Here is a 3,321-nt window from a genome sequence, read left to right on the forward strand (position 1 = left end):
CAGACCAACCTGAACAACGTTATACGGATTTGAAAAAAGCGGATGGGTATTTACAGCGTGATGCGCCGGTCATTGTGTTGGGCTATAAATCATTGCCAACCTTACAACGGACGACGGTTAGTGGGGTGATTCAAAATCCAGTTGGCACACTTGACTTAAAGTCGGTTTACAAGAAATAGGAGATTAGCAAATGGCAATTATTACATATACAGACGGTGCTATTTTTCAAGCGGGGCAGTTTGTTGCCCAATCATTTACGGTGGATACGACACAGGGTGTGTTTGTGACACCAGACACACCGGCCGATGAAACAGTATCTTTGGCCGGTCAGTACGTGGTACCGGGTTTAATCAATGCGCACACGCATGTGACGGATTTGGTCGCTGCAGACCAATCACCTGCGCTGACGAACATGACGGAGGCGGAAGTAACCGTCTTTGCCCAAAAGAATCTACGAGATCTACTGCTAGATGGGGTCACCACGATTCGAAATGTTGGTAGCTTTGCCAACATCGATTTGTCGTTAGCGCGACTTGAACAACTAGGGACGATTACTGCCCCGTTGATTGTTGGCAGTGGTCCCGCGTTGACGATGACTGGTGGCCATGGGTCAGCGGGAATTGCCCGCGAAGTGGATGGCCCGGACGAGGTGCGCCGTGCGACTCGTCAGTTACTTAAAGCTGGTGCAACCGCAATTAAGGTGATGGCCACTGGTGGTGTGACCAGTCGTGATGGCGAGCAACCAGACCAGGTGCAACTAAGCGTGGCAGAAATGGCTGCTGCCGTAGCAGAAGCGCATCATCGAAATGTCCCAGTTGCAGCCCATGCCCAGGGCAATCAAGGTATCAAAAACGCCATCTTAGCTGGTGTTGATTCAATCGAACATGCGATTTTTCTTGATGACGAAGCGATTGAACAATTGTTAGCCGCTGACATTGCAGTGGTGCCGACATTTGGCGCCCCACACGCGATCGATCAACATCCAGAAGCGGTGCCAGCTTGGATGTATCAGAAGAATAAGGCTGTGATTGCGAGTCATCAGCAGAGCATTGCGCGGGCAATTTCGGCGGGGGTTCGACTGGTTATGGGAACGGATGCGGGCACTCCGTTTAATGATTTTCGTCATGGATCAACGCAGGAACTTGCTTATATGGTTGCTGCCGGTCAGACGCCAGCTGAAGCGTTACTGTCGGCCACACAAAATGCTGCTGAATTATTGCGGGTTGCCGACAAGGTTGGCAGCATTACCGTTGGCAAGCAAGCTGACTTTATTATCGTAACGGCTAATCCATTAACCGACATCACTGTGTTAACTGGTCAAAAGACAGTTTATCGAAAGGGGCAAGCCGTCAACTGATTTCGCCTGTTTGATTGGTCACTGGTGTATAATTCAAACCAATAAAGAACAAGTCATAAGGAGATCAGTAACATCATGCAACTCAAACTAGATCAAGATGGTTTTATTGACGAATCACTTGTGGATGAGGTGCGCGCAGGATTGTCCACGGCCGGTAATGCGGTTGGGCCAGTTAATCAGCGCACGCTGAAGCGTAATCGCCAACAATTCCGGGAATTGTCAGCGGCGTTTGCCAAGCAGACCGAGTGGGCGGATGCGCAAAAGATGAGTGCGGCCATTTTGGATGATATTTATTTGGTGACGAATAAGCCAACGATTGCGTGGGGCATTGATGATGTCTTGCTTGGACTGACGTTTACCATCGGTTCACACGAGCAATTCCAAGGACTAGATGATGCAACCATCATTGGCATGACAGCAGATTTGCTCGAATCCTTAATGTACAGTGGTATGGTGCAACCAGATTTACCCGCAGCCGTGACTGACGATTGGGTTCGCGATGAATTAGTGGCCTATCGAAAAGAGTTGGCGAACCAGATGGTGGCGACAGATGATCCTGATGAGGTACGACCTAATCGCGCCATCGCACCGTTGATGGCGAACGTAGCCACCAATGCAACTTTTCAAGCATTGTCTGCCGACGTCCAACGCGATATGACAGATACCTTGTTGCCATTGTTTATTGGTATGATGCAGAAAATTGCCCATGAACCAGTTGGCAAGTGGACGACGGTTGGCTTGAAGCGGATTTTATTTAACTATTTTGTGCCAACCGTTGTGTTAACACCTGACCAGATAAACGCCTTGCCAGATGCGTTAACAGCATTGATTGCGTCGACGCCGGTTGTGGCGGTTGATGCAACTGACTTTGCCGGTACTGTCCAACAATTAGCTTGGCAGTTCGAGCATGAAGCGACCTATCCCGGGTACTTTTCGGCGGATAAGCGTGTTGCGACTGCTGCAATGGCGGTTGGGATTAATTTGAATGATAAAGATGCCTTGGATGTCTTTGCAGATGAATACTGGGACAGCAAGGCAGGTCAAGAAAAGTTTGTCTCGGTTGGCCGTGGTTTTGGCGGCTTGTGGGATTACTTGGAAAATGAGCGCTTCTTCCAGCAACTGAAGTTAAAGGATCAAGATGCACGCTTGTTTTACCAATATATGGAGCCGTTCTTTTTGAAGAGTTTGGATCCAGATTGGCAAGCCGACTATGATTTTAGTCACTGGCAAGCGACATTGGCGCACAACCCGCAGTTAGCTGTGTTAGATGCGTTGTATGGGCAAACAAAGGCTCAGATGGTTAAGAACATTGCAACGTCATTTGTGTATGAACCCGAGCGCGAGGCGCAACGGCACGTACAAGTTTGGATGCAACAGGTGAATGATGTATTAGGTCCGGTCCTGCAGGGTGATGAGCAGGGACACGTAGCTTTCGCTGATCAATTGCGTTTGCAACAAATTGTGCGTGATCAGGCGCCGGTACCAGAACTTAAAAAGTTGCCGGTTTTGATGAGTACGCCGTCAGCTGATTTGCGTGAAATGAATCATGCGCAAGTCACGATTTTTATCGAGAAGCTGCAAATGCAACTCGGTGACCTACTGGCAACGGATCAGTTACGCTGGACTGAAACGATGTTAGGCGACTTGATGGAAACCGCCGGTGGTCAGTGGCAGCAAGCCATCACGGCGCTGACTGATGATAATTTCGTAATGCTGATTGAAAGTGAATTATTTGGTCGCTACACAATGCGTCAAGCGTACTTTGCTTTGCAATTATTAATTGCCTACTTAGATAATGCTCGGGCACTGGGTGAACTGACGAAAGACCGCTTTGACGAACTGGTTGACCTGATCAAAGTAGCCCAAGACCAGCATGTGGCGTCATATTTGAGCCACATTATGGATCGAATTGAATTGATAAAGCCGTTGTAATGGCAAAAATCCCGTGTTAGCTTGTTTTTGGC

Annotated in this window: 2 protein-coding genes; both read left to right on the forward strand. The window is 48.7% G+C overall.

Annotated elements, in window-relative coordinates; genetic code table 11:
* Window positions 1-190 precede the first annotated feature (190 nt).
* A complete protein-coding gene (locus WEIDD23_RS05835) occupies window positions 191-1,357 on the forward strand; it encodes a metal-dependent hydrolase family protein (protein WP_010371309.1) in 1,167 nt (388 codons plus the stop codon).
* A gap of 75 nt (window positions 1,358-1,432) precedes the next feature.
* Complete coding sequence (locus WEIDD23_RS05840) at window positions 1,433-3,289, forward strand: hypothetical protein (RefSeq protein ID WP_010371307.1); 1,857 nt, start codon at window positions 1,433-1,435, stop codon at window positions 3,287-3,289.
* Window positions 3,290-3,321: the final 32 nt, after the last annotated feature.

The organism is Weissella sp. DD23 (assembly GCF_001579105.1).
In the GTDB taxonomy this organism is placed as follows: domain Bacteria; phylum Bacillota; class Bacilli; order Lactobacillales; family Lactobacillaceae; genus Weissella; species Weissella cibaria.